Annotated in this window: 23 protein-coding genes and 3 tRNA genes; 14 read left to right on the forward strand and 12 right to left on the reverse strand. The window is 65.2% G+C overall.

Going from position 1 to position 20,177, the window contains the following annotated elements; translation table 11 throughout:
• The first annotated feature begins 79 nt into the window (after positions 1 to 79).
• The 3 genes from ACQUQO_RS02525 (at position 80) to ACQUQO_RS02535 (ending at position 2,720) form a co-directional block, all read left to right on the forward strand.
• The gene (locus ACQUQO_RS02525) at positions 80 to 901 is read left to right on the forward strand and encodes a molybdopterin synthase (RefSeq protein ID WP_435076368.1); all 822 of its coding nucleotides are present in this window, start codon (positions 80 to 82) and stop codon (positions 899 to 901) included.
• A gap of 257 nt (positions 902 to 1,158) precedes the next feature.
• Positions 1,159 to 1,404 carry a DUF7123 family protein gene (locus ACQUQO_RS02530; protein WP_435076369.1) on the forward strand — a complete coding sequence of 82 codons (246 nt, stop codon included), beginning with the start codon at positions 1,159 to 1,161 and terminating at the stop codon, positions 1,402 to 1,404.
• 170 nt (positions 1,405 to 1,574) lie between these two features.
• A complete protein-coding gene (locus ACQUQO_RS02535) occupies positions 1,575 to 2,720 on the forward strand; it encodes a site-2 protease family protein (RefSeq protein ID WP_435076370.1) in 1,146 nt (381 codons plus the stop codon).
• A gap of 6 nt (positions 2,721 to 2,726) precedes the next feature.
• Here the strand turns inward: ACQUQO_RS02535 and ACQUQO_RS02540 are convergent, their stop codons facing one another.
• Positions 2,727 to 3,590, reverse strand: a complete 864-nt coding sequence (locus tag ACQUQO_RS02540) for an ATP-grasp domain-containing protein (RefSeq protein ID WP_435076371.1) — start codon at positions 3,588 to 3,590, stop codon at positions 2,727 to 2,729.
• 39 nt (positions 3,591 to 3,629) lie between these two features.
• Positions 3,630 to 4,160: a 50S ribosomal protein L16 gene (locus tag ACQUQO_RS02545; RefSeq protein WP_435076372.1), complete on the reverse strand. Its 531-nt coding sequence runs from the start codon at positions 4,158 to 4,160 to the stop codon at positions 3,630 to 3,632.
• Positions 4,161 to 4,262: 102 nt separating this feature from the next.
• On the opposite strand from ACQUQO_RS02545, the gene ACQUQO_RS02550 reads away from it, so the two are divergent.
• Both ACQUQO_RS02550 and ACQUQO_RS02555 read left to right on the forward strand, forming a co-directional pair.
• On the forward strand, positions 4,263 to 5,270 hold the full coding sequence (locus ACQUQO_RS02550; RefSeq protein ID WP_435076373.1) for a glutathione S-transferase family protein: 1,008 nt from the start codon (positions 4,263 to 4,265) through the stop codon (positions 5,268 to 5,270).
• A gap of 80 nt (positions 5,271 to 5,350) precedes the next feature.
• On the forward strand, positions 5,351 to 6,856 hold the full coding sequence (locus tag ACQUQO_RS02555; protein ID WP_435076374.1) for a sodium:solute symporter family protein: 1,506 nt from the start codon (positions 5,351 to 5,353) through the stop codon (positions 6,854 to 6,856).
• 147 nt (positions 6,857 to 7,003) lie between these two features.
• On the opposite strand, the gene ACQUQO_RS02560 is transcribed toward ACQUQO_RS02555, so the two are convergent.
• Both ACQUQO_RS02560 and ACQUQO_RS02565 read right to left on the reverse strand, forming a co-directional pair.
• Positions 7,004 to 7,077, reverse strand: a tRNA-Phe gene (locus ACQUQO_RS02560).
• 392 nt (positions 7,078 to 7,469) lie between these two features.
• A tRNA-Val gene (locus ACQUQO_RS02565) sits at positions 7,470 to 7,543 on the reverse strand.
• 80 nt (positions 7,544 to 7,623) lie between these two features.
• Between ACQUQO_RS02565 and ACQUQO_RS02570 the strand changes: the two genes are divergently transcribed.
• Together ACQUQO_RS02570 and ACQUQO_RS02575 are read left to right on the forward strand one after the other, a co-directional pair.
• Positions 7,624 to 8,136 (forward strand): DUF192 domain-containing protein, encoded by a 513-nt coding sequence (locus ACQUQO_RS02570; protein WP_435076375.1) that lies wholly within the window; start codon positions 7,624 to 7,626, stop codon positions 8,134 to 8,136.
• A gap of 85 nt (positions 8,137 to 8,221) precedes the next feature.
• Positions 8,222 to 10,144 (forward strand): ABC transporter ATP-binding protein, encoded by a 1,923-nt coding sequence (locus ACQUQO_RS02575; protein ID WP_435076376.1) that lies wholly within the window; start codon positions 8,222 to 8,224, stop codon positions 10,142 to 10,144.
• Here ACQUQO_RS02575 and ACQUQO_RS02580 read toward each other — a convergent pair.
• Positions 10,141 to 10,461 carry a DUF5789 family protein gene (locus ACQUQO_RS02580; RefSeq protein WP_435076377.1) on the reverse strand — a complete coding sequence of 107 codons (321 nt, stop codon included), beginning with the start codon at positions 10,459 to 10,461 and terminating at the stop codon, positions 10,141 to 10,143. The genes ACQUQO_RS02575 and ACQUQO_RS02580 overlap by 4 nt on opposite strands.
• A 70-nt stretch (positions 10,462 to 10,531) precedes the next feature.
• Between ACQUQO_RS02580 and ACQUQO_RS02585 the strand changes: the two genes are divergently transcribed.
• On the forward strand, positions 10,532 to 11,254 hold the full coding sequence (locus tag ACQUQO_RS02585; protein ID WP_435076378.1) for a creatininase family protein: 723 nt from the start codon (positions 10,532 to 10,534) through the stop codon (positions 11,252 to 11,254).
• Positions 11,255 to 11,258: 4 nt separating this feature from the next.
• On the opposite strand, the gene ACQUQO_RS02590 is transcribed toward ACQUQO_RS02585, so the two are convergent.
• Positions 11,259 to 11,711: a DUF5790 family protein gene (locus tag ACQUQO_RS02590; RefSeq protein WP_435076379.1), complete on the reverse strand. Its 453-nt coding sequence runs from the start codon at positions 11,709 to 11,711 to the stop codon at positions 11,259 to 11,261.
• Positions 11,712 to 11,794: 83 nt separating this feature from the next.
• Positions 11,795 to 12,160 carry a dihydroneopterin aldolase family protein gene (locus ACQUQO_RS02595; protein WP_435076380.1) on the reverse strand — a complete coding sequence of 122 codons (366 nt, stop codon included), beginning with the start codon at positions 12,158 to 12,160 and terminating at the stop codon, positions 11,795 to 11,797.
• A gap of 347 nt (positions 12,161 to 12,507) precedes the next feature.
• Here ACQUQO_RS02595 and ACQUQO_RS02600 point away from each other — a divergent pair, with 347 nt between their 5' ends.
• Both ACQUQO_RS02600 and azf read left to right on the forward strand, forming a co-directional pair.
• Complete coding sequence (locus ACQUQO_RS02600) at positions 12,508 to 13,116, forward strand: translation initiation factor IF-2 subunit beta (RefSeq protein ID WP_435076381.1); 609 nt, start codon at positions 12,508 to 12,510, stop codon at positions 13,114 to 13,116.
• A gap of 49 nt (positions 13,117 to 13,165) precedes the next feature.
• Positions 13,166 to 13,921, forward strand: coding sequence for an NAD-dependent glucose-6-phosphate dehydrogenase Azf (gene azf, locus ACQUQO_RS02605; protein WP_435076382.1), 756 nt, complete (start codon positions 13,166 to 13,168; stop codon positions 13,919 to 13,921).
• On the opposite strand, the gene ACQUQO_RS02610 is transcribed toward azf, so the two are convergent.
• The 3 genes from ACQUQO_RS02610 to ACQUQO_RS02620 all read right to left on the reverse strand — a co-directional run bounded on the left by ACQUQO_RS02610 (position 13,918) and on the right by ACQUQO_RS02620 (position 15,336).
• The gene (locus tag ACQUQO_RS02610; RefSeq protein ID WP_435076383.1) at positions 13,918 to 14,529 is read right to left on the reverse strand and encodes a DUF309 domain-containing protein; all 612 of its coding nucleotides are present in this window, start codon (positions 14,527 to 14,529) and stop codon (positions 13,918 to 13,920) included. The genes azf and ACQUQO_RS02610 overlap by 4 nt on opposite strands.
• 26 nt (positions 14,530 to 14,555) lie before the next feature.
• Positions 14,556 to 14,939, reverse strand: coding sequence for a DUF4112 domain-containing protein (locus ACQUQO_RS02615; RefSeq protein WP_435076384.1), 384 nt, complete (start codon positions 14,937 to 14,939; stop codon positions 14,556 to 14,558).
• A gap of 124 nt (positions 14,940 to 15,063) precedes the next feature.
• Positions 15,064 to 15,336 carry a hypothetical protein gene (locus ACQUQO_RS02620; RefSeq protein WP_435076385.1) on the reverse strand — a complete coding sequence of 91 codons (273 nt, stop codon included), beginning with the start codon at positions 15,334 to 15,336 and terminating at the stop codon, positions 15,064 to 15,066.
• Positions 15,337 to 15,433: 97 nt separating this feature from the next.
• Here ACQUQO_RS02620 and ACQUQO_RS02625 point away from each other — a divergent pair, with 97 nt between their 5' ends.
• Entirely contained in the window at positions 15,434 to 16,057 is a 624-nt protein-coding gene (locus ACQUQO_RS02625; protein ID WP_435076386.1) for a YegP family protein, read from the forward strand.
• 15 nt (positions 16,058 to 16,072) lie between these two features.
• Here the strand turns inward: ACQUQO_RS02625 and ACQUQO_RS02630 are convergent, their stop codons facing one another.
• On the reverse strand, positions 16,073 to 17,278 hold the full coding sequence (locus tag ACQUQO_RS02630) for an MFS transporter (protein WP_435076387.1): 1,206 nt from the start codon (positions 17,276 to 17,278) through the stop codon (positions 16,073 to 16,075).
• Positions 17,279 to 17,400: 122 nt separating this feature from the next.
• Positions 17,401 to 17,473: transfer RNA gene (locus ACQUQO_RS02635), tRNA-Arg, on the reverse strand.
• 87 nt (positions 17,474 to 17,560) lie between these two features.
• Here ACQUQO_RS02635 and ACQUQO_RS02640 point away from each other — a divergent pair.
• The 3 genes from ACQUQO_RS02640 to ACQUQO_RS02650 all read left to right on the forward strand — a co-directional run bounded on the left by ACQUQO_RS02640 (position 17,561) and on the right by ACQUQO_RS02650 (position 20,172).
• Complete coding sequence (locus tag ACQUQO_RS02640) at positions 17,561 to 18,166, forward strand: hypothetical protein (RefSeq protein WP_435076388.1); 606 nt, start codon at positions 17,561 to 17,563, stop codon at positions 18,164 to 18,166.
• 111 nt (positions 18,167 to 18,277) lie between these two features.
• Positions 18,278 to 19,678 carry a single-stranded DNA binding protein gene (locus tag ACQUQO_RS02645; RefSeq protein WP_435076389.1) on the forward strand — a complete coding sequence of 467 codons (1,401 nt, stop codon included), beginning with the start codon at positions 18,278 to 18,280 and terminating at the stop codon, positions 19,676 to 19,678.
• A gap of 47 nt (positions 19,679 to 19,725) precedes the next feature.
• Positions 19,726 to 20,172 (forward strand): histone, encoded by a 447-nt coding sequence (locus ACQUQO_RS02650; protein WP_435076390.1) that lies wholly within the window; start codon positions 19,726 to 19,728, stop codon positions 20,170 to 20,172.
• Positions 20,173 to 20,177 lie beyond the last annotated feature (5 nt).

Genomic DNA, 20,177 nt, shown 5'->3' on the forward strand with positions numbered 1-20,177 from the left:
CCGGCGGTTGCCCGGACGCGCTCTTAAGGGTTGTCAACCCCAGCGAAGGGTACAAACGACCGCCCACCGTTCTCCGGGTATGAAAACCGTCGCCGTCGTCGGCCCATCGAACGCCGGGAAGACGACGCTCGTCGAGCGCCTCGCCGAGCGATTGAACGGGAACGTTGCCACCGTCAAACACCTCGACCACGCGCCCGACATCGACACCGAGGGGAAAGACACCGCCCGCCACCGCGCGGCCGGCGCGCGCGTCACTCACGGCCTGAGCGACGACGGCTGGTTCGCCACCGGTGAGGAACGCTCGCTTGCGGACGTGCTCGATGACCTCGCCCCGGACCACGATTACGCGCTCGTCGAGGGGTTTTCGAGCCACGGGCTGCCGGCGGTCGTTCTCGGCGGGCGCGACCATGCTGGCCGGGAACTCGCGGCCGCCCCAGAGCAGGACGACATCGACCTCGATGCGCTCTGTGCGGCAATCGACGGTGTCGAACCGCGCGTGACGCTCGAATCGCTCGTCAGCGAGGTGAAGCGGTCATCGACGGCCGACCGTGCGGGCGCGATTGCCACCTTCACCGGGCGCGTTCGGGCGAAAGACTCGCCCGAGGATGCACCGACCGAAGCGCTCGAATTCGAGACCTATCGAGAAGTGGCCGACGAACGAATGTGCGCAATCGAGACCGAACTGGAAGCGCGCGAGGGCGTCCACGCAGTGCTCACCCACCACCGAACGGGTCGCATCGAGGCGGGCGCGGACATCGTCTTCGTCGTCGTGCTCGCAGGACATCGCCGCGAAGCGTTCTCGACCGTCGAAGACGGTATCGACCGGCTCAAAGACGAAGTCCCGATATTCAAAAAGGAGCGCACGAGCGACGAGGAGTTCTGGGTCCACGAGCGCGCGTGAGCGATTCGTTCACACGACGCGGATAATTACACGAGAATAGAATAGAATAAATTCTTCGTGCCACGAGTCGGCGGTCTTCGATGGTAGCGGGGATTTGCCAATCGATGGCTGCTACGGACTGGATAAAACGTCTACCGACCTCTCGAAGCGTCGTGAAACGTCGCCGATGGCGACGTCGAATCTGAAAGCCACCGAATTCACCCGAAACATCTGTCGGATATAAGACATACTGGGGCGATGGGGCGAGTGAGGTCACAATGAGCACGACCCACTCTCCCGGCGTCGGCGCGAACACCAAGGAGCAGCGACTGAAGGCCTATCTGCAGCGCAACGCGGCCGACGGCGAACTCTACTTCAAGAGCAAGTTCATCGCCGACGAGGTCGGTCTCTCGCCGAAGGAGATCGGCGCGCTGATGCACAAGCTCGCCGACTCGGCGGTCGACCTCGACATCGAGCAGTGGTCGTACACCAGCGCGACGACGTGGCGCGTGGCTCCGGCCTAACGCGTGCCTGCCGGCCGGTATTCGCCCGAATCCGGTCCCGTTGGCGTTCGCCCTCCCCCACATCGGTCTGTACGTTTATCCCCGCTCGTCTGAACCACGGCGAAGGAAAGTCCGGCAGTTCGACGGCATCGGTCTGTACGTTTATCCCCGCTCGTCGTCTATCCCGGGCAATGGCTGACAGCGACCCGCCGGCCGACGGGCCGCCGGTCGAGGCGCTCGCCGGACTCTTCGACGTCGTCGAGACGGACGTGGAAGGGGGCCAGCTCCGCTATTATGGCGAGCCGCTGGTCGGCCGTCGACACCTCGAACGCCGCCTCTGGCCGCTGTTTCGTGAACGGGGCTACGAGGTTCGACTGACGAGTGAACCCGAACGCGACCCGTACACCGGCGTCGAAATAGGTAGTTCGAGACACGTCCTCGTCGCCACGCCGCGCTCGACCGGCATCGACGGGGTTCCGTGGACGAACGTCGTCTTCGCGCTACTCACCGTGCTCTCGACGCTGGTCGCCGGCGCACGCTGGTACGGCACCATCAATACTGTCGAGGACTTCCTCGCGGACCCGACGGCCGTCCTCGCCGGCTGGCCGTTCGCGCTCGCGGTGCTCTCGATACTTGGGGTTCACGAACTCGGCCACTACGCCCTGAGCCGGTATCACGGCGTCGATGCGAGTCTGCCCTACTTCATCCCCCTCCCCAACGTGATCGGTACGATGGGCGCGGTCATCAGCATGCGCGGGCGAATGCCCTCGCGCAAGACCCTCTTCGACATCGGCGTCGCCGGCCCGCTGGCCGGGCTTGTCGTCGCCTGCGTCGTCACCGTCATCGGGCTTGGTCTGCCACCGGTCGACACGCCGGCGATTCCAATCGAGTTCAACTATCCCTTACTGGTTCGGTGGCTCGCCGCCCTCACCGGCCAGCCGCTCCAGTACCCAGAGGGCATGACCGTCAATCCAGTGGTGTTCGCCGGCTGGGTCGGCATGTTCGTCACCTTTCTGAACCTGATTCCGGTGGGCCAACTCGACGGCGGTCACCTCGTGCGCGCGATGGTCGGCGAGCGCCAAGAGACCGTCGGCGCGCTCGTCCCCGCCGCCCTGTTCGCGCTCGCGGCCTACCTCTTCTACATCCGCAACGCCGCGTTCAACGCCGTCTTCCTCTGGCTGTTTTGGGGCGTCTTCACGATGGGTATCGCCTACGCCGGTCCCGCGACGCCCATCTACGACGACGCGCTCGATGCGAAACGGATGGTGCTCGGGGTACTCGCGTTCGTCCTCGGTGCTCTCTGCTTTACGCCCGTTCCCTTCGAACTCGCGCTGTGAACGCGGTCACACCTGTGCGCGGATGAGTGCCGCGAGGGCGTCGTAAAATCCGGGTTCGTACTTCGTCGCCTCGTCGATGGTCGGGCGCGCGTTGGTCTCGGAGACCACCGCCCGCTCGTCGGTGACGAGCAGGTCCACGCCGAGCCACGGGATATCGAGGATTCCGGCCGTGCGCTCGGCGAAAGCGCGGAGGCTCTCAGGAAGGTTCACACCCTCGGCCTCGGCCCCTCGATGGACGTTGTGCTTCCAGCCGCCCGCGGCGCGGGCCGCATCGGAAAGCCGCCGCTCGACCGCGCCCGCATACCGGCCATCGATACACATCGCACGGTAATCGGTCGCCTCTTCGATATACTCTTGGACCAGAAACGAGCGGTCGCCGGTCGCTGGGTTTCGGTGGATGAGACCCAGATAGTCCGCCACGCCGAGAAACGAATCACGGTCGGCGACTTTCATCACACCCGTTCCGCGGGTGGTCGAGTTCGGTTTGACCACCACCGGGGGGTCGAAGCGGTCGAACACCCCTTCGAGTTCGGTCTCGTCGACGGGGTTTGACACCAGTACCGTCTTCGGGACCGGGAGTCCGGCACGCGCGAGCCGCGCGATGACGCCCGCCTTGTTCCGCGAGGTCAAAATCGCGTCGCGGTCGTTGACCCACGGAACCCCGAGAAGCGCGTCGGCGACGCCGCCCTCCATCGCCCGCGACGGATGGACGAAACCGACATCGAAACCTCCGAACTCTTCGTCGGGGTCGGTGAGCGGGACGGTCCGCTCGTCGGTTTCGATATATCGGGTCTCGATGCCACGCTCGGCGAGCGGGTCGGCCATCCGCTCGAAGGTCTCCTCTCGCGTGGTGACGGCGAGTGTGAGCATGAAACGTCGAAAATCGACGGCGCGAAACTTCTTCGCGGATTACCTGACGAGCAGTTCGGCACCGCGTTCGACGGTGACGTCACAGGGCGAGCCGATCTTGTTGTACGCGCGCCGGAGCGCTTCCTTCGCGGTGTCGGCTTGGTCGACGTCACACCAGATGGTGAAGATGCGCTCGCCGGCACCGACCCGGGCGGCCGTGCCGACCGGTTTGCCAAAGGCCTGCCGCATCCCGTCCGAAACGCGGTCCGCGCCCGCACCGGTCGCCTGTTTGTTCTCTCTGAGTACGTGATGGGGGAACTTCCGGAGGATCATCTTGTAGTTGCCTTCGCCGAGGCTCTTGAGCAGGTGGCGGTTCGCCGACAGGCGCGAGGATTCGAGCGCGCCGTGGCGAATCTGGATCTCCTCCTCGACGGCGAGGCTTATCTGCACCGGGAAGTCTTCGGGGTCGGCACGCACGTCGCCCATTTTGTGCTGGGCGATCTTCGAACCCGGAATCCCGGTGATGTACTCCTTGCGGGTGTATGCGGGTTTGGATATCTCCCGATACATCGAGGCGGGTTTGTCGGCCATGAAAATTGGAGGCCGAGGGCGCGAATAAACCCTTCGAAGCCACCGTGTGCGGGCGGGAAACACCCGCGACGGGACTTTATTCGTCGAGGTCCTCCCATCTCTGTGAACCAACTCGTCGACGGTGAGTGGCGAACCGACGCCTACGAAACCACGAACGACGACGGCGAATTCGACAGACAGGAGACCAGCTTCAGGGAGTGGGTGGAGGCAGACCCCGACGCGGAGTTCCCCGCCGAGGCGGGACGCTATCATCTCTACGTCTCCTCTGCCTGCCCGTGGGCACACCGAACGCTCGTGACACGCGCACTGCGCGGTCTCGAAGACACTATTTCGGTCGATGTCGTCGACCCCTACCGGGAGGACGATGGCTGGCAGTTCACGCCCAGCCGCGAGGGTGCGACCGCCGACTCACAGAACGGTTTCGATTACCTCCGGGAGACCTACGTCGCAGCCGACCCTGATTTCACGGGTCGCGTGACGGTGCCTGTGCTTTGGGACAAGAAGCAAGAGACCATCGTCAACAACGAGTCGGCGGAGGTGATGCGGATGCTCGATACGGCCTTCGAGGAGTTCGGCAACGACGCGACGCTCTATCCCGAAGGGTATCGAGAGGAGATCGACGAGACCATCGACGCCATCTACGAGCCGATCAACAACGGCGTCTATCGCGCGGGTTTCGCGGGCACGCAGGACGCCTACGAGGACGCGGTTTCTGACCTCTTCGACGCACTCGACTACTGGGAGGGGGTTCTTGACGACCAGCGCTATCTCTGTGGTGACGTGCTCACCGAGGCCGACGTCGCCATGTTTACGACGTTGATTCGATTCGATGACGTCTATCACACGCACTTCAAATGTAACGTCAACAAGATTTCGGAGTACCCGAACCTCTGGAACTACCTGAAGGAACTCTACCAACTGCCCGGCGTGGCCGATACAGTGAACATGGATCATATCAGAGAACACTATTATCGAACGCATCCGGACGTGAACCCGAAGGGCATCGTCGCGGTGGGACCGAATCACGACTTCGACGCCGACCACGACCGCGAGCAGCTGGCTGGTGGGCCGCCGAAGGGAGTGGGTACACTGGCATCGGCCGACGACTGAGGAGGGGCCGAACGTCGCGGTCCCATCGTGGTTGAAACTGCCGGGCGTAGAACTATACCATCCGTCGAACAACGCGGGGCATGGCCTCGCTGACGGACCCAATCGTTCTGACGATGATAGTGTATTTCGCCGGGACGATTCTCGTCGCGTGGTGGTTCGGGCGCGGGGCGGGAAGCGGCTACGTGAGCTTCACGCTGGCCGGCAAGAACCTCGATTTGCTCCCGTTCACGATGACGTACTTCGCAACGTTCGTCGGCGGCGGTCTCACGATGGGCATCGCACAGACGGCCTTCATCGAGGGCATCAGCGCTCAGTGGTACGCGATGACCCAAGGTCTCGCGTGGATTACCATTTCGCTGTTCGTCGGCTTTCTCTACTCCTTCGACGTCGTGAGCACGCCGGATTTGCTGGGGCGGGTCTTCGGCGACTACACGAAATACTTCGCAGCGGTGTTCACCTTGGTGGGACAGGTCGCGCTCACGGCGGCCCAGACCATCGGAATGGCCACCATCATCGCCACCGTCACCGATATCTCCCTCGAAATCGGCTTCTGGCTCAGTACTGTGGTCTTCGTCGGCATCACCGTCTGGGGCGGGATGAGTTCGGTCGCGTGGGCCGACACCTTCCACGGCATCGTCATCATCCTCGGGATGATCGTCGCCATCCCGGTAGCGCTCTCGAACGCCGGCGGCATCGGAACCGTCACCGCACAGCTCCCCGCCTCCGGGACGAACTGGTTCGGCGTCGGTCTCGTCCAGATCGCCAGCTGGTATCTGCTCTATATCACTGTGGCCGGCGCACAACAGCATCTCCTCCAACGGACGTGGGCGGCGAAAAACGCCCGTGTCGCCCAATATGGTGTGTTCCTCTCGGGTGTGGTCATCACCGGATATGGAATACTGACCGCGACCGCCGGTCTCATCGCCAACGCACAGAACGCGCCCATCGATTCCTCGCTGGCGTTTGCGTGGACGCTCCAGAACACCCTGCCGCCCGTGTTTGCGGGATTGTTGCTCGCGGCGGCGGTCGGCGGCGTGATGAGCGGGGCAGACTCGTTTCTGCTCGCCGGCGCGACCACTTTCGTCAACGACCTGTATATCCCGTTTCGGGGCGGAGCCGAGAACGTCTCCGAGACGCATCTCGTCCGCGTCACCCGGGGAGCGATTCTCACCTTCGGCATCGGGGCCGCGCTCGTTGCACTGAGCGGCATCCGCATCGTCGCCGTCGAGAGCATTGGACTCGGAATCATGTCGGTGCTGTTCGCCGGCATCCTCGCCATGCTCTGGGACGGCACGAAACGCGAGGCCGGTCTTCCCGGATTCGTCGTCGGGGGAGGGGTATTCGTCCTCTGGCACTTCGTCCTCGGCGAACCCGCGCTGTTCGGGGAGGGTCCATTGGAGTCGGCGGTTCCAGCGACGGTCGCCGCGCTCGTCACAATCGTCGGGGTGAGTTACGCCCTTCCCTCGGGCGAGACGTTCACCGTCTCGGAGATTCGCGCCGCGGCGACGCGGGACATGGAGCGATTCACCGGTGGTGACGTGACGGTCGCCGACGGTGGCACTGAAAAGAACGCCGACGATGATTGAGGAAGATTTGTAGTGCGATGCCGCCTCCCGGATTTGAACCGAAGGAAGACGTGCTCACTCTCTTCGCTCGTTGCGCGCGACTTCCAGAGTTCAAATCCGTCCAGCGTTTCCATCTCGACCGTTCGCGTTGCTCACGGTCTCGAAGTATGCCGCCTCCCGGATTTGAACCGGGGACAGCTCGATCTTCAGTCGAGTGCTCTCCCAGTCTGAGCTAAGGCGGCTCATCTCGACGGATGCCGACCGAACGAAAAAGGATTTCGAAAGCCCGGTCAGTGAACGAAGAGGTCGGCCACGTCGAACTCGGTCCCACAGTCGGTGCAGACGTAGCCGAGTCCGTCCTGCGTTCGTACATGGCCGCCACACTCGGGGCAGGTCGAGCCGGATATCATCGCCGTTGCTTCACAGCGGCGGGCAAAACCCCTTTCGCTCGGCACACCTCCACGGGTTTTGTCGCTCCGGCCCAACGCATGCCATGACCTCCGGACAGGTGATGCTCGCCTTGGCTGTACTCGCCACAGTGGTGTTCACGACCGGTTTCGTGGTCATCGTCTTTCTCAATTGACACCCTTACGTGATACGGACGCGGCTCGCGTCCGCTCGCCGCGGTCCGGTATGGGCTCGGGCGGATTCGAACCACCGATCTCGGCCTTGTAAAGGCCGCGTCATAACCACCTAGACCACGAGCCCTCAACGGAGGAACCACTGCGTGCGGAATAACCCTTTCTCTCCGTCGGAACGTTTAGGCTCCCGGTCGCCTATCTTCCCGTGTGAACCGTGGGCGCGTCCTCAACGTCCTGCTCGCGGTGGCCGTCGTCGCGCTGGTCCTGACGACGGCCGTCGCCGCCGGCGTGGTGCCGCCGCCAGCGACGCTGTTCGACACTGGCGAGTACGAACGCGCGGAGGTCACGATAACGAACAACTGCTCACAGGTGCTGGGGACCGTCGAGGTTCGCATCGCCGAGACGCGCCAGCAGAAGATCGTCGGTCTCTCCGAGACCGCCACCCTCCCGAACGGCTCGGGCATGCTCTTTCCCTACGAGGAGTCAGGAGAACACACCTACGTGATGCGTGGGATGGAGTTCCCGCTCGACATCGTGTTCATCGGTGCTGACGGCCGCATCAACGCCATCGAGAGCGCCCCTGCACCCGGCCCGAACGAGGACGGCGAGAACATCCGACGCACCGGCACAGGAAAGTACGTTCTCGAAGTCCCTCGTGGGTGGATGGACCGCCATGGCATCGATGTCGGCCATCGAGTGTCTATCAACCGCTCTGGCTGAGGGTATGGACACCCCGATTCGACCGTGTGAGGGTGTTTCATGCGTGTGAGAAGCCTTTTAGGTGCGTACCCGTTTCATCTGTATAATGAGCTTTTCTCTCGACGACGAGGACCCCTTCGAGGACCAACGGGAGGGGACCGACAACGCGATGCGGCGGCTGTTCGCCGAGTACGGCCGCGAGAACGCCTTCTCCTTTGCGGTCGGTACGCTTGCGAGTCTGGTCGCTCGCGTTCTCGACCTCCTCCCCCCATTATTGCTCGGTATCGCCATCGACTCGGTGTTCTATCAGAACAGGCCGTTCGGGCTGGCGTTCGTTCCGCAGGCGTGGCTGCCGGCGTCCCGAACCGGCCAGTTCTGGCTCATCGCCGGTCTCACCGCCTTTGCCTTCTTCGGCGGTGCTGGCTTCCACTACGGCCGTAACTGGGGCTGGAACGCCTTCTCACAGAACGTCCAGCACTCGATTCGTACCGATACCTACGACAAGATGCAGCGCCTCAACATGGATTTCTTCGCCGACAAGCAAACGGGGGAGATGATGTCGGTGCTCTCGAACGACGTCAACAGGTTGGAGCAGTTTCTCAATGGCGGGATGAACTCCGTGTTCCGGCTCGCAGCGATGGTGGTCGGCATTGCAACCGTAATGTTCCTCACCAACTGGCAGCTCGCTCTCATCGCGCTGTTTCCGGTACCCCTGATTGCGGGGTTCACCTACTGGTTCGTCAAGGCCATCCAGCCGAAATACGCCGACGTCCGCTCGTCGGTCGGCGAGATGAACTCCCGCCTGGAGAACAACCTCGGCGGGATTCAGGTCATCAAATCAACCAACACCGAAAACTACGAATCCGACCGCGTCGAGGACGTCTCCAAAGGATATTACGATGCCCAGTGGGGCGCAATCACGGTTCGTATCAAGTTCTTTCCCATCCTTCGGGTCATCGCGGGCGTCGGTTTCGTCGCCACGTTCATCGTCGGCGGCGTCTGGGTGCTTCAGGGACCACCCGGTCCGTTCACCAGCGAGCTTTCGGTCGGACTGTTCGTCACCTTCATCCTCTATACACAACGGTTTATCTGGCCGATGGCGCAATTTGGACAAATCATCAACATGTATCAGCGCGCCCGCGCCTCCGCCGAGCGCATCTTCGGGCTGATGGACGAACCGAGCCGGCTGAATCAGGACCCCGATGCCGACGACCTCGCCGTTACCGAGGGTCGCGTCGAGTACGACGACGTGAACTTCGGCTACGACAGCGACGAACGCACAGTAAAGGACGTCTCCTTCGACGTGGCCGGCGGGGAGACGGTGGCGCTCGTGGGACCGACGGGTGCGGGGAAATCGACCGTTTTGAAGCTCCTCCTGCGGATGTACGACGTCGACGACGGCGAAATCCGTATCGACGGCCAGCCCATCAGCGACGTGACGCTGTCGAGCCTGCGCCAGTCCATCGGCTACGTGAGTCAGGACTCGTATCTGTTTTACGGAACAGTCAAAGAGAACATCGCCTACGGCACGTTCGACGCCACCGACGAGGAGATTATCGAGGCGGCCAAGGCAGCCGAAGCCCACGAATTCATTCGAAATCTTCCGGAGGGCTACGAGACGATGGCCGGCGAGCGCGGCGTCAAACTCTCGGGGGGCCAGCGCCAGCGCATCACCATCGCGCGGGCGATCCTCAAAGACCCCGCAATCCTCGTCCTCGACGAGGCGACCTCCGACGTGGACACCGAGACGGAGATGCTCATCCAGCGCAGCCTCGACAGGCTGACGGCCGACCGGACGACGTTCTCGATTGCCCACCGGCTCTCGACCATCAAGGACGCCGACGGGATCGTCGTGCTGGAGGATGGCCGGGTCAAAGAACACGGTACCCACGACGAGCTGCTCGAACTGGACGAGCTGTACGCGAACCTCTGGGCCGTCCAGGCCGGCGAAATCGACGAGCTACCGGAGGAGTTCGTCGAGCGTGCGACCCAACGACAGGCCCGGACTGGAGCTGGAACGGGCGACTAAAGCGACTGGTCGTCGCCGCTGTCGGGTTCGGTCGAGGTGCCTCTGTCGGAGTATCCCTCGCGGCCGACCGCGTCGTCGCCGACCATGTTCAGAACCATCGTTTCGAGTTCTTCGGCGTCCTGATACGTCTGGTCTTCGTCCTGGAGCGGTGCGAGCAGTTCCGCAAGGCGCGTGCTGCCGTCGGGCAGCCCGATTTCGGCATCGCCGTGGTCGTCGACGAGCGTGTCGTGGTCGATGGGGTAGTCGAACGAGTCCATCCGGTCGCCGAACGCGCCGAACTCGACGCCCTGTTGTCGCGTGTCATCTTCGTCGGCCATACCCGACCTGTGCGGAGCGCGCCCAAATCAGTTGTGCCTGCTTTAACCCGTTGGCATCCCACTCCGGCGTATGCACCTCACCGAGGCGACGTGGACCGACGCCGACGACCTCGATACGGACCTCGCGGTCGTGCCCGTCGGCAGCACCGAACAACACGGCCCGCACGCCCCGCTCGGCACCGACCACCTGACCGCCCGCGCGGTCGCGGCGGGTGCGGCCGAGGTCCGTGAGGAAAACGGACACGAAACCGTCATCGCGCCCGCGATTCCCGTCGGTATCGCCGAGGAACACCGCCATTTCCGGGGGACGCTCTGGGTCTCGCCCGACAGTTTCCGAGGGTACGTCCGCGACGTACTCACGAGCCTCGCCGCACAGGGCTGGAACAGGATAGTGCTCGTCAACGGCCATGGGGGCAACGTCGGCGCGCTGCGGGAGGTCTGTGCGGACGTGACTCGCCACGAGCAAGCGTACGCAGTACCGTTCACGTGGTTCGACGCCATCGGCGCGACGGGAATGGGCCACGGCGGGCCGGTCGAGACCGCCATGCTCAGAGCAATCGAGCCGGAACTCGTCCACGACGAGCGCATCGAGGCCGCGCATGAGGGTGCAGGCGATGGCTGGGGCGAGTGGGTCGCGGGGACGAACCTCGCGTTCGATTCGGCTGAGTTCACCGACAGCGGCGCGGTGGGCGACCCGAGTGAGGCGACCACCGAGCGTGGCGAGGAGCTGTTGGAGCGGGCGACGGCGGCGCTCGTGACGCTGCTCGAAGCCGTCGAGGAGCGAGACCCCTGACCGTCTACTCGGCGGCTTCCTCGCTCCCGTCGGTCGCGTCGGCGCTCGCCTCAGCGTCGTCTTCAGCCGTCTGGAACTCGTCGAGCGTCTCGCGGAGTTCGGGAACCGTGCTCGCGAGTTCGCTTGCGTGCTCGTGGGCCGCCTCGATGTCACCCATCGCGTCGTCGAGCGCCGCGATTCGTTCGCCCAGTTCGTCGCCGTCGGCGAACACCTCGGCGCGCTCGCCCATCATGTACGACTTCTTCGCGTCGCGGAGGTGTGCGGCGGCGTCGCCGGTATCGAGCGCCGAGCGCAGCGCGTTGAGCACCCCGAGCGTGTTCTCGGCCTCGACCGCCCAGATTTCCTCGGCGGCGGGCAGCGCCGCCTCGGCCGCATCGAGGTGCTCACTCACATCGGCCCGAATGTCGTCTGCGGCCTCGTCGAAGAGGTCGTCCTCGTCGAACGTCGCTTGGCTCATGGTTGGTATTGTGCCGCACGAGGTTTAAAAGCGCGCCCGAAAGCGGAAGTGAAACCCGGTTCGACAGGGTGGTTCACCGTTGCTCAGCGATTTTCGACCGACTCGATTTCCATCAGCGGGTAGCCGTTGTCCATCGCCATCCGCGCGGTGACGGTTCGGTCCTCGCGCGCGACGACGATTTTCACGGTCATGAACCGGCCCGTGAGTTCGGTGTAGCCGCCGTCGGCGGCCGCGGCGAGTGCGTCGTCATCCATCTCGACGGTGACCGACTCGCAGTGGGGCTGGTTTTCGATGGCGTCTTCCATCGCTCGGGCCAGACTCGCCGCGCTCTCGGGACTCACGGGGGTGCCGGCGAATTGGTGATACAGCGAGCCGAACTTGATGCCCACCTCGAAACACGCGCTCTCGGCTTTTGTCGGTCCCGTATCGTTGTTCTCGGAATCGCTCATGGGGGATGGTACGTGATTGTTGACCAAATGCGCTGGCAATCGACCGACCGTAAACTAACGGACAACGATATGTATCGGCAACGCATCGCCGACGGCGATTGCTGACAAAAATGAGAGACCACCACCGCCCCGCACAGCCCACATACCTCCCCAACCGATTCCCTTCGCTCGGGCTTTGGCCCTCACTTCGCTCATCCCTCGCGCGTTCTCCGGTCGCCGGCCGGATTCATCGCGCGCCACCGCGTTCGGTTATCTGGTAAAATCCGGGTAGCGAGAGCGTGGCCGCCCAGCGAGTCTGTCGCGGACTCTCACGGAATCCATTTAGGTGCGGACACCCCAGTTCCGCTATGGATTACGAAGCCAGCCTCGACCGGGCGATGGATTCGGTTCCGGACCTCGACACGGGTGATTCGCGCCTCGACGTGCCCGACGCTGAGGCACAGAAGGACGGCGCGTTCACTCGACTGACGAACCTCGGGGACGTCGCCGACGCGCTCTCGCGGGACGCCGAACACGTCCATCGGGTGATTCAGCGCGAACTCGGCACCAATGGGCAGTTCAGCGGCGACCGTGCGCGCTACAACGGCTCGTTTTCGGGGGCGGATTTCGACGCGGCCATCGACAGCTATAGCCAGGAGTTCGTCATCTGCTCGGAGTGTGGCCTGCCAGACACCCGACTGGAGATGGAGGGTCGCACGCAGATGCTGCGCTGTGAGGCCTGCGGTGCCTTTCGTCCCGTGGAGAAGAACACCGGCAGCCAGGAGACCGAACAGCGCCCCGACGTCGAGGAGGGTCGCACCTACGAGGTAAAGATCACGGGAACGGGCCGCAAGGGCGATGGCGTGGCCGAACAGGGCAAGTACACCATCTTCGTCCCCGGCGCGCAGGAGGGCGACGTGGTCGATATCTACATCGAGAACATCAGCGGGACGCTCGCGTTCGCGCGACTGGCCTGAGCGAAAGAACCGCACGGTACTTACCGGTGCCTGCCCGATTGCCACACGAATGGCGGGGAGGCCACGGGAGCCGACTGTGTTACTCACTGGTGCGTCCGGGCGCGTCGGTCGCGCAATCGTCGGCCGGCTCGGCGACGCCTACGACTGGCGGCTCGTCGACCGCGAGCCGCCGACCGGCGACACCGAACACATCTACCTCGTCGCAAACATCACCGACAGCGAGGCGATGGTCGAGGCGATGGCCGACGTCGATGTCGTGGTCCATCTCGCCGGCGACCCGCGACCCGACGCGCCGTGGGACAGCGTGCTCGAAAACAACATCGACGGCACTCACACCGTGCTTGAGGCGGCCGCAACCGCCGGCGTCGGGAAGTTCGTCTTCGCCTCATCGAACCACGCGGTCGGCGGTTACGAGGCCGACGACCGCACTCCCGAGATGTACCGCTCGGACGACGACTTCCGTCTCGACGGCAGCGAACTGCCGCGTCCGAGCAACCTCTACGGCGTGAGCAAGGCCGCCGGCGAGACGCTCTGTCGATACTACCACGACGAACATGGGATAAACGTCGTCTGCCTGCGCATCGGCAATCTCACCGAGAATCACCCGCCGGAGGATTACGAGCGCGGACAGGCGATGTGGCTCTCCCACCGGGACTGTGCCCACCTCTTCGAGCGCGCCATCGAAGCCGACTACGGCTACGAAATCGTCTACGGCATCTCCGACAACGACCGGAAATACTACTCCCTGGAGCGCGCCCGCGAGGTCCTCGGCTACGAGCCGAAGGACAACTCCGCGGAGTATTAGGTCTCGAACAGGCCATCGACGCTGCGCTCGCGGGCGGTGCGGCGGTCGGTGTGCTCGGCGAGGCGCTGGTGGACGATGGCGCGGTTCCCGCCGCGTGCGAAGTCCATCACGAGCGTCACGAACGGGCTGGTCGCCCGACCAGCATCGAGGTCCGCGCGGGCGTATCCGATGGCGCGTTCGACCATCGCTTCGTCGTAGTCGCCGTGTTCGGCGAACACCGCCGCGGCGACGGCGCTCGCGCCGAAATCGAGGTCGGCAAGGGCGAGTTCACGGCCCTCGTGGGTGAGCGCCAGCGGCGGCGCGCGCTCGATACGTTCGGGGTCGGCGTGCAGCGCCGCGAGGGAGTCTCGCACTTCGCCGACGTTTACGTCGCGGTACTCGCTGGAGAGCGGTGTGAGGTACTCGCGGGCGGTCTCGGCGAGACCGGTCGTTCCGGGCCAGTTGCGATTTCGTGCGTGATGGACCGCCGCGGTGAACTGGATGAGACCGTGGAGAAAGCGCTCGTCGTCGCCCGCGAGGTCGAGCCAGCGCTCCTCCCACGCGTCGTGGGCGGCGTGGTGGTTGCCGGCGTTGTAGATGGCGATGCCCGCACGGAGATGGTCCCTCATCGCTCTCGAATCCGTTACGACGTGACTCAGGCGATGTCCTCGCGGCCGGCGAGGTGGTCTTCGAGCAGCGCGACGTTGCGCTTGTTCGCCTTCCAGACGGCGTCGACGAGCGTGCCGAGCACCGGCACCGACCCGGCGACCGTGTCGAGGGCGACGTTGCCGACCATCATGAGCAGCGTCTTCGGCGGGACGCCGAGCCGAGCGGCTTCGGCGACGATGTACAGCGACAGCGCCGCGCCGGCGGCGTCGCCGGAGACCGGGGCGATGCTGAGCACCGGGTCGAGACCGACGCGGTAGCCAATGCCGGGGATGGAAATCGCCTCGTCGAGCAGTCGTGCCATCGTTCTGGACCGCTTGAGCGCCGCTTGTTCACGCCCTGTGAGCGCGCCCATGTCGAGGTCGTCAGCCATACTTGATTGCTGGACTCCAGCACGGATAGGTGCGTTGCAAGCCAGCGCCGGCGCTCCCGGCCGAATCGTCGGGAGAAGATGTCATATCGGTGGTCGCTCTCGCTCTCTACGAGCGCCGCGAGAGCTAGGAGCCGAGGACGAACAGTCCGACGCCGGCAACGACGAACCCACCCGGTACCGCGAGCACAGTCAGCGGAATCGAACAGATGCTCGCACCACCGTCGCGGCTATAGACGACTTCGCCGTCGGCGACCTCGATGAACTGCACCGGACTCAGCCCGCCGATTGCCTCGCCCGTCCGCGTACACGTCGCGGTCGGCGCGAGCACGGCCACGGTGGCGATGGCGACGACGCCGAGCACGACGATGACGATGCCGAGTCCCGTTTTGGCGTTCATACGACGAGGTACTGTGGCACGAAAATAAATACCCGTGGGCTGGGTGGGTTGCGAGCGCCGGATGAACACTGATAAGCGCCGCCGTCGAAGCGGCCGCATGAGCGACCACGAATACACCCTCACGGTTCGTCCGAACGCCACCCTCCACGTCGCCTACAGTACCGACGGGGCGGGCGTCACGGAGGCGTTTCTCGCCGTCGAATACGGCCGCGACGGACTGGACGGCGACGACGCGACTGCCGAGGGCATCGAGTGGCGCGGCTACGAAATCGCGCTTGCCCGCGACGGCGAGACCGTCCTCGGCAGCAACATCGAAGCGGCGCTCGACCGTGGCGTCGAGCGCGTCCTCGACGACGAACGGTCGCTGGCAGACGACGAGCGTCTCCAGCGCGCCGTCGGCGTCGCGAGCGGGTACGGTCGCCGGGCGAAAGCCGGTCTGAACAAACTCCGCGAACGGCGCTCCGAAGGCACCGACGTCGAGCTGCCGGAGACGGTTCAGGTGCCGGGACCGGGCGGGACGACCATCGATGTCTCACTGTCGGAAACCGAAGCGGCGTTCGACCTCTACGAGGACGACGGTGAAAACTGGCGCTGGCGGCTGGTCGATGACGACGGCGATACGCTCGCGGTCAGCCCCTCGGGATACGACTCGCGCGAGGACGCCGAGGCGACTATCACCGCACTCAAGACGAACGTCCTCGGCGCGGACATCGAGGGCTGACGACGACCGCAGCGTTCACTCGGGTTCGGGCGCACGCAGCGCTAGGAGGACGCCGAGGAGGGCAACGCCGCCGGCGACGAGGAAAGCCGACCCATAGCCAGCACGGTCGATGACGGTGCCGGCGGCGATGGGTGCGACGAACGCGCCGAACAGGCCGACGCTCGTCAGCAGCGAGACGGCCGTGGTCCGCACCGCCGGCGGGACGATTTCGGCGATATACGAGAAGAGCAGGCCGGTGACGAGCTGGATGGCGAAGCCGACGACGACCAGCGCGGCGACGACGAGTCCGATGTTCGAGACGAGCGCGAAGGCCACGACGGCCGGCGTGGCGACGGCGAACGACGCCACCGCGACGGGGCGACGCTTGCCGCCGAAGACGCGCTCGGAGACCACGCCGCTGGCCGACCGACCGATGGCCCCAATCGTCGGAAACAGCGCGGTGAGCAGGCCACTCGCCGCCAGCGGGATGCCGAATCCCTCGACGAGATAGCTCGGCAGCCACGTGTTGACGAACAGATACAGCGAGTAGGCGAGAAAGCAGAGCACACAGACCGTCCACACGGCAGGACTGGTGAACAGTTCGCGCAGCGCCATCCGGTCGGGTGCGGCCGTCTCGACGCCGGGAACGCGCCGGCGGGTCGCACGCAAGAAGACGGCGACGCCGACGACGCCGATGGCGGCGTACGTCGGGAAGATTGCGGGCCAGCCGGCGACGCTCTCGATGAGGGGACTGCCGAACTGCCCGAGCGCGAACCCGACCGGTGCGCTGGCGGTGAACACGCCGACGGCACTCGCCCGATATCGGGGCGGGACGGCGCTGCCGACCCCGTTCGCGCCAGCGTTCCAGAAAATGACGTAGGCGATGCCGCCGAGCACACGCGAGGCGAGCAGCCAGAGGTACGCCCCGGCAGTGGCCGCATACCAGCCCCAGACACCGGCGACGACGAGCGCGAGCGTGCCGAAGACGACCGCTTTGCGCACCGAAAAGCGGTCGAGGGCGATGCCGGCGGGAACGCTGGTGACGACCGCGGTCGCGTACATGACGCTGATGAGCCAGCCCGCCGCGCTCGCGCCGAGACCGAGCGACTCCTGAACGACTGGAAGGACGCTCGCCGGCGCGATTTCGTAGGCTGCGGCCGCGGTCGAGAGCAGAAAGAAGCCGGCGAGCAGCCCCAGCGTCTCGCGCCGGGTCCCGCCAGTCGTGTTCGTTCGGTCGCTCACGGTTTCTATACCCGGTTCTCGGAGCCGTGCCAAACAGTTTGTCGTTTCGCCCAGTGACGGCGAAAACGTCAGCGGCCACGCGGTTCGGGGGTCGCTTCGCTCACCGATTTGTGCCGCGGAAACGTCCTGGCGGAGATTTGAACTCCGGTCACCGGCTCCGCAGGCCAGTAGGATAGTCCACTACCCAACCAGGACTCAGTTCCCGATAGCAGGCAGCCGGTTAAACCCGTTACGATTGTGGCCCGCCACAAGAGCCATATCCTCGCCGGCAGGTGTGGGGGCATGAAGCGCCGCGAGTTGCTCCGAGACCTGTTCCTCGCCGGTGGTGCTTTCACCGTCGCCGGCTGTCTCGGCGGCGATGGTGAGGAGGACGGGTCGTCGCCCGACGGGACCGACACCGCTCGCACGGCGAATGGGGAGCCGACCACGGCGGGTCCCGCACCGACGACAGGGCCGGCGACGACGGAGCCGAGTGAGACGTCGCCGACGAACGAGCCGCGAGCGACGAACACGACGGGTGCAACGGAAACGACCGGCGAGCCGATTCCGATTCCCGACGCACCGGCCGGCGGCGAGAAGAACACGTCGGTGGGCGGTACGACGCGTGTGACGTTCCGGGGGAATGGCTCGCGCATCGTCGTGCAGGGGACGATAGTCGGTCAGGACGGCTGCCGGACGGCGGTGCTCGAATCGGTCCAAGGGGGCGACTCGGGGCTGGTCGTCACGGTCGCCACCGAGCGCGCAGCCACGACTGGCCGAGCCTGCACGATGGCGCTGGTCGATATCGACTATCGGTTCACGATTCGGCGCGATAGCCCGCCCGCATCGGTGACGGTGGTCCATCGCGGCGCGACCGGCGAGCGGACGGTGACGACCGCGACCCCGTGAGGGCCGTGCCGGGGACGTAGAGCGCGAACAGAAACGGATGAAATCGACAGCAAGCGGCGGGCTGTTCGGCGACGACAACGCTTAAGCGGCCACCGCGTATCAAATCGTCCAATGGGTGCGATAGCGGATATCTACGCGGATCTCGATGCCGATCTCGACGAGACGGCGTTCCGCGAGGCCGTCGAGGCGAAGGTCGAGGAGATGGGCGGGCTTGCCGACGAGGAGACCGCGGCGATGCTCATCGCTCACGAACTCGCCGACGGGGAGATCGAGGGTGTCGCGGACGTCGAGGCGGGCATGGAAGAGGCGAAATTCGCCGCGAAGGTGACGGGCATCGGCGAGCTGCGGACCTTCGAGCGCGACGACGATGACGAGGACGGACGGGTCGTCAACGTCGAGGTCGCCGACGAAACGGGGAGGATTCGGGTAGCGTTCTGGGACGAACGTGCCGAGGGAGCGGTCGAGGAACTCGACGTCGGCGACGTGCTCAAGATAGCGGGTCGCCCGCAAGAGGGGTACAACGGCATCGAAGTGAGCGCTGACCGCGCCGAACCGGCCGACGTCGAAATCGATGTCGACCCCGACGGCGCGGACAGTATCGAAGCGCTCTCCCTCGGCGAATCGGACGTCACGCTCACGGGAATCGTCCTCGACACCGATTCCATCAGGACCTTCGAGCGCGACGACGGCTCGGAGGGGAGGGTGGCGAACCTCACGCTCGGCGACGAAACCGGGAGGGTGCGGGTGACGCTCTGGGACGATCAAACAGAGCGGGTGAACGAACTCGCTCCCGGCACGACCGTCGAACTCGTCGACGGCTACGTCCGCGAGCGCGACGGCGACCTCGAAGTCCACCTGAGCGCCCGGAGCACGCTCGAAGCGGTCGATGCCGACGTCGAGTACGTCCCCGAGACGACGCCAATCGAGGAGTTGGAGATCGAGACGACTGTCGACATCGGCGGCGTCGTCCGCTCGACGGACCCCAAACGCACCTTCGAGCGCGACGACGGCTCGGAGGGGCAGGTCAGAAACGTCCGCCTGCAGGACGACACCGGCGACATCCGCGTGGCGCTCTGGGGCGAGAAAGCGGACAGGGAGATCGCCCCGGGCGACGAGATCCAGTTCGCGAACGTCGCAATTCAGGACGGTTGGCGCGAGGACCTCGAAGCCTCGGCGGGCTGGCGCGCGAGCGTATTCGCCATCGACGGCGAATCGACAGCGACCGCCGACGGAGACGACGATTCGGCCGGACTTGGTGCGTTCGCCGACGACGGAGCCGGCGGGGAGACCGTATCCGATGCTGGAGACGCAACCGACGAACGAGACGACGGGGAAAGCGAGGGACCGACGGAGTTCACCGGGACGGTCGTCCAGGCCGGCGACCCGGTCGTCCTCGACAACGGTAGCGAGACGATGCGTGTCGAGACGGACACGAGTGTGCATCTCGGGCAGGAACTCACCGCTCGTGGCCCGGTTACGGAGGACCGACTCGACGCCGAGGAACTGTTCTGACTGTGGGTACGGAAACGCTTAAGAGCGAAACAGACCCCCGTATGCCCATGAGTGTCGAGCTCCCGTTCGCCCCGGTCGACGCCGTCATCCGGCGGCATGCGGGCTCGTTGCGTGTGAGCAGCGAGGCCACCGAGGAACTCGCACGCCGGATTCAGCGGCGGGGCGCACGGCTGGCCAGCGAGGCCGCAGAACGGGCGACCGACGACGACCGAAAGACGCTGCGCGTGGCGGATTTCGACGGCGATGGCTCGGCGGACCCGGAACTCCCGGTCGCGCCCGTCGACCGCATCGCCCGGCTCGACATCGACGAGCGCTATCGCGTCTCGATGGACGCGCGGGTCGCGCTCGCGGGCATCCTCGAAACGTATGCGGGACGGGTCGCGGCGGCCGCGGCCGTCCTCGCGCGCCACGCCGGCCGGCGGACGATAACGCTCGCCGACGTCGAGACCTACTTCGAACTCGAACCGTACTACGCGTCCGGGGGGGCGTCGTGACCCGG

Origin of the sequence: Halococcus sp. AFM35 (genome assembly GCF_051195015.1) — an archaeon.
Lineage (GTDB): Archaea > Halobacteriota > Halobacteria > Halobacteriales > Halococcaceae > Halococcus.

Bases quoted from the DNA above. Each gene is read 5' to 3' on its own strand.
- ACQUQO_RS02525 (WP_435076368.1), top strand. From the start codon at position 80: ATGAAAACCGTCGCCGTCGTCGGCCCATCGAACGCCGGGAAGACGACG.
- ACQUQO_RS02600 (WP_435076381.1), top strand. From the start codon at position 12,508: ATGGATTACGAAGCCAGCCTCGACCGGGCGATGGATTCGGTTCCGGAC.
- ACQUQO_RS02650 (WP_435076390.1), top strand. From the start codon at position 19,726: ATGAGTGTCGAGCTCCCGTTCGCCCCGGTCGACGCCGTCATCCGGCGG.
- ACQUQO_RS02615 (WP_435076384.1), bottom strand. From the start codon at position 14,939: ATGGCTGACGACCTCGACATGGGCGCGCTCACAGGGCGTGAACAAGCG.
- ACQUQO_RS02610 (WP_435076383.1), bottom strand. From the start codon at position 14,529: ATGAGGGACCATCTCCGTGCGGGCATCGCCATCTACAACGCCGGCAAC.
- ACQUQO_RS02530 (WP_435076369.1), top strand. From the start codon at position 1,159: ATGAGCACGACCCACTCTCCCGGCGTCGGCGCGAACACCAAGGAGCAG.
- ACQUQO_RS02645 (WP_435076389.1), top strand. From the start codon at position 18,278: ATGGGTGCGATAGCGGATATCTACGCGGATCTCGATGCCGATCTCGAC.
- ACQUQO_RS02585 (WP_435076378.1), top strand. From the start codon at position 10,532: ATGCACCTCACCGAGGCGACGTGGACCGACGCCGACGACCTCGATACG.
- ACQUQO_RS02625 (WP_435076386.1), top strand. From the start codon at position 15,434: ATGAGCGACCACGAATACACCCTCACGGTTCGTCCGAACGCCACCCTC.
- azf (WP_435076382.1), top strand. From the start codon at position 13,166: ATGGCGGGGAGGCCACGGGAGCCGACTGTGTTACTCACTGGTGCGTCC.
- ACQUQO_RS02540 (WP_435076371.1), bottom strand. From the start codon at position 3,590: ATGCTCACACTCGCCGTCACCACGCGAGAGGAGACCTTCGAGCGGATG.
- ACQUQO_RS02575 (WP_435076376.1), top strand. From the start codon at position 8,222: ATGAGCTTTTCTCTCGACGACGAGGACCCCTTCGAGGACCAACGGGAG.
- ACQUQO_RS02555 (WP_435076374.1), top strand. From the start codon at position 5,351: ATGGCCTCGCTGACGGACCCAATCGTTCTGACGATGATAGTGTATTTC.
- ACQUQO_RS02580 (WP_435076377.1), bottom strand. From the start codon at position 10,461: ATGGCCGACGAAGATGACACGCGACAACAGGGCGTCGAGTTCGGCGCG.
- ACQUQO_RS02595 (WP_435076380.1), bottom strand. From the start codon at position 12,160: ATGAGCGATTCCGAGAACAACGATACGGGACCGACAAAAGCCGAGAGC.
- ACQUQO_RS02545 (WP_435076372.1), bottom strand. From the start codon at position 4,160: ATGGCCGACAAACCCGCCTCGATGTATCGGGAGATATCCAAACCCGCA.
- ACQUQO_RS02640 (WP_435076388.1), top strand. From the start codon at position 17,561: ATGAAGCGCCGCGAGTTGCTCCGAGACCTGTTCCTCGCCGGTGGTGCT.
- ACQUQO_RS02535 (WP_435076370.1), top strand. From the start codon at position 1,575: ATGGCTGACAGCGACCCGCCGGCCGACGGGCCGCCGGTCGAGGCGCTC.
- ACQUQO_RS02620 (WP_435076385.1), bottom strand. From the start codon at position 15,336: ATGAACGCCAAAACGGGACTCGGCATCGTCATCGTCGTGCTCGGCGTC.
- ACQUQO_RS02590 (WP_435076379.1), bottom strand. From the start codon at position 11,711: ATGAGCCAAGCGACGTTCGACGAGGACGACCTCTTCGACGAGGCCGCA.